We start from the raw sequence: 4,124 nt of genomic DNA, 5'->3' as shown, positions 1-4,124 counted from the left end.
GTCCGATGCATGTCGGGCATTGCCGCGGCGCCGTCGTCGGCGACACTTTGGCCAATCTGATGGCCTTCGCCGGCTACGACGTGACCAAGGAATATGTCATCAACGACGCCGGCTCGCAGATCGACGTGCTGGGACGCTCGGCCATGCTGCGCTATCGCGAGGCGCTTGGCCAAGACATCGGCGAGATCCCGCCGGGCCTCTATCCGGGTGACTATCTGGTCCCGGTCGGCCAGGCGCTGGCCAAAGAATTCGGCCGCAGCCTGCTGGAGATGCCGGAAGAGGAAGCGCTGGCGATCGCCAAGGACCGCACGGTCGACGCCATGATGGCGATGATCCGCGAGGACCTGGCGCTGCTCAACGTGCATCACGACGTGTTCTTCTCCGAGCGCACGCTGCATGCCGACAATGCCAAGAAGATCCGGGCGGCGATCGCCGACCTGACGCTCAAGGGCCATATCTACAAGGGCAAGCTGCCGCCGCCGAAGGGCGAGAAGCCGGACGACTGGGAAGACCGTGAGCAGACGCTGTTCCGCTCGACCGCCGTCGGCGACGATATGGACCGCGCGCTGGTCAAGTCCGACGGCTCGTTCACCTATTTCGCCGCCGACGTCGCCTATCTCAAGGACAAGGTCGAGCGCGGCTTCGTCGATCTGATCTATGTGCTCGGCGCCGACCATGGCGGCTACGTCAAGCGGCTGGAGGCACTGGCGCGCGCGGTCGCCGGCGATACGGTGAAGCTCACGGTCCTTCTCTGTCAACTGGTGAAGCTGTTTCGCGATGGCGAGCCCGTGCGCATGTCGAAACGGTCGGGTGATTTCGTCACGCTGCGCGACGTGGTGGAGGAGGTCGGCCGCGACCCGATCCGCTTCATGATGCTCTACCGCAAGAACGACGCGCCGCTCGATTTCGACTTCGCCAAGGTCACCGAGCAGTCCAAGGACAATCCGGTGTTCTACGTGCAATACGCCTCGGCGCGCTGCCACTCGGTGTTCCGGCAGGCGAGCGAGCAACTGGGCGAGGCGAATTTCGACCGCAACCGGCTCGTGGCCTCGGTTTCGTCGCTGACGGATGAGGGCGAGATGGGCCTGATCCGGAAGCTGGCTGAATATCCACGGCTGATCGAATCCGCCGCACTTGCGCTGGAGCCGCACCGGCTGGCATTCTACCTCTACGATCTGGCGTCGAGCTTCCACGCACACTGGAATCGGGGCACCGACAACCCAGACTTACGTTTTGTTAAGGTTAACGACCCACAATTGACGTATGCCAGACTAGGGCTGGTGCAGGCTGTTTCGGATGTTTTGACCTCCGGCCTGACGCTGATAGGAGCTGATGCGCCTACCGAAATGCGTTAGGTTTGACTAAAAAACCTGTCACCTTTTGCCCACATTGCGCTGGTAAGGGCCAACCCTGCGCGACGTCCATGGCGTCCGACTGTGTGCGAGTTCGGGAACAATAATGGCAGACAGAACCCAGCTGAAAGCAGCCGCAAGCAACCACATCGCCGATGACGATCCGTTCGCGGAATTGACCCGCATCATGGGCTTCGATCCGCGTCAGCCGGTCAGGCCGCAGACGCCGGCGGCCGCGAAGGCCGCGCCCGTAAACCAGGCCGCGGAAGAGAGCGACTTCGACATCGACCTCGAAAAGGAATTGATGGGCGAATTCGACGCTGCCGAGGAAAGCGCGCCGGTCACGCAGCCGGCAGTCCAGCACCAGCCGGCCTACCAACTCACCGACGACGAGCTTGCCGCTTCCTTCGAACAGGACTTCGTCTTTGACGACGCGGCCGATCACGCCCACTTTGCCACGCCGCGTGCGCCGGAGCCGGCCGCCGATATTGCCTCCGACGATGATTTCGACCCCTTCGACGATGATTTCGACAAGGCGGTCGCGCGCTCTTTGGAAGTCTCGCCGCACGAGGACGAAGTTTCGCCTCTGGAGGACGAAGTTTCGCCTCTGGAGGACGACCTTTCCATCGATCAGGAAATGGCAGCCTCGCTGGATGACGGCTTCCAGATCGACCATCATGGGCCCGACGCCGGCCATGGCGCCGTCGCGGCTGCCGAGCCTGCCGCTGTCGAGCCCGCGGCCGAGGCCGCATTCGATGCCGATTTCGACAACGCCGTGCAGATGTCGCTCGAGGACGAACTGGCGTTCGACGACCGCGAGATCGAGCAGCACCCCGGGGCCGCCGATGTTCAGCCGGTGGAAGCTCACGCCGCTGCCGAGCAATCGATCGCCGACGAAGATTTCGACAGCCAGGTAGATCAGGCCGAATTCGATCAGGTAATGTCCGACGTCGATTTGGGTTTCGATCAGCCGCAGGAGCTGATCCTGGAACAGGAGCTGTCGGTCGATGACGAGCGGCCGCAGTCTGTCGAGGACGAGCAGCCGACAGCTGTCGAGGACGAGCAGCTGGAGGCCGCCGAGGCGCCTGCGGAAGTTGCGCATTTCGCAGCCGATCCCGAACCCGTCGCCGATTACGAGCCTGTTGGCGACCACGAAGCATCTGCGGATCAGGTCGTCGAAGACGATTTCGAGCTCAGCTTCCGTGACGCCCTTGCCGAGGAGGCGGAGGCCCCCGCCGTCGATCCTGAACCCGTCGCCGATCACGAGGCCGCAGCCGATCAGGTCATCGAAGACGATTTCGAACTCAACTTCGGTGATGCTCTTGCCGAGGAGCCGGAAGTTCCCGCTGTCGAGCCAGCCGCCGCGGCTGAGCCGTCATTCGCCGAGCCTGCTGCGGCCGTATCGGCGCCGGTTCCGCCGGTCGCCGCAGTCGAGCCGGCCAAGCCGGCTGCGACCAGCAGCGAGCGGAGCCTGGAAGACGAACTCAACGCGTTGCTCGGCGCCATGACCGCGCGGCCCATTCCGGCCGCTCCGGCTCCGGCCGCCCCCATTGCAGCCGCCCCGATGCCAGTCGCCAAGGAACCCGCTTCGGCACCGCAGCCGGCCGGCCACACCGGCCATCAGGCCGCCGCCGATGATCTCGATTGGGATCTCGATGAGCACGAGCCTGCACGCGACGAGCAGACCGCTCGACCCGCCGATGCCGATCTCGATAGCCTGCTCGCCGACGAACTCGACCGGCAGGGCTTCGAAGAGGCGGCGCCTGAGCAGAATGCCGAACCGAGCATCGATTTCGATGACGAGGCTTTCGATGCCGCCTTCGCCAAGGGCATCGAGATGGACGCGCCGGTCGCGCCCGCCGAGCCGTCACGGTCGTGGAGTCGGGTGACCCCGGTCGCCGCCCCGGTGGAAGCGTCGTTCGCGCCGCAGCCGGTGGCTCCCGCGCCGCAGATAGCGGCTCCGGCCTACCGCGATGAGCCGGCGAAGGACCATTCCGCCTACGCCAAGCCGGCTTCGGCGCCGCAGCCTCGCCAGTATGAGGAAGTGCCCGATGTCGAGACGGTCGACGTGCCGGAGCGCGTAGTCGCACTGGCCGACGACCTCGATATTCCGGAGCTCAGCTTCGAGGAGGATCAGCCGGCGGTGCCCGCCTATGACGATCTCGACGCCGAATTCGCGGGTCTGCTCAGCGAGATGAACGCGACCGAGATCGCCACGGCGCCGGCGCCGAGCCGGGGTTATGACGACGAATCCTACAGCGCCGGATTCAAGACCGGCTATGATCGCCGCGAGTTGCGCGCCGAGACGACCTCCGCTCCGGCGGCCGCGTCCTATGCCGCAGCCGCGAGCGAATTCGATGCCGACGACTTGCCCGGCAGCCGGCCGGTTTCGCAGGCGGACGATTTCGCCACCGATGACCTCGACTACGATCCCGAACTCGATGAGGCGATGACTGTGCCGGGCCTTGCCGAACGGGAGGCAGCAAAGCCGCGCAGCCGTGGCATGATGGTTGCCGCGCTCGTCGGCGCCGTGGTTATCGCGGGCGGCCTTGGCGCGCTTGCCTTCTCCTTTGGCGGCAAGGGCGGCAGCGAAGCGCCCGTGATCGTGAAGGCCGACAATTCGCCGATCAAGGTCAAGCCGGAGAATCCGGGTGGCGCCGTGGTGCCGAACCAGGACAGCAAGGTCTATGACGCGGTCGCCAAGGGTGGTGCGGCCAAGCCTGCCGAGCCGGTGCAGCAGAAACTGGTGACCAACATCGAGGAGCCGATCGA

The 4,124-nt window shown here is 65.1% G+C and carries 2 protein-coding genes; both read left to right on the top strand.

Translation table 11 applies throughout. The annotated features are described in order from the left end of the window. Nucleotides 1–1,355 (top strand): arginine--tRNA ligase (argS, locus tag EOA38_RS29635; protein WP_127300904.1); only part of this gene is annotated, 1,355 nt, incomplete at its 5' end. A gap of 103 nt (nt 1,356–1,458) precedes the next feature. After that, a partial coding sequence (locus EOA38_RS29630; RefSeq protein WP_127300903.1) for an SPOR domain-containing protein occupies nt 1,459–4,124 on the top strand: 2,666 nt, incomplete at its 3' end.

This window comes from Mesorhizobium sp. M1E.F.Ca.ET.041.01.1.1 (assembly GCF_003997355.1).
Lineage (GTDB): Bacteria > Pseudomonadota > Alphaproteobacteria > Rhizobiales > Rhizobiaceae > Mesorhizobium.
Note: the sequence above shows the minus strand (reverse complement) of the source record. Positions and strands in the feature narration are given on the sequence as shown.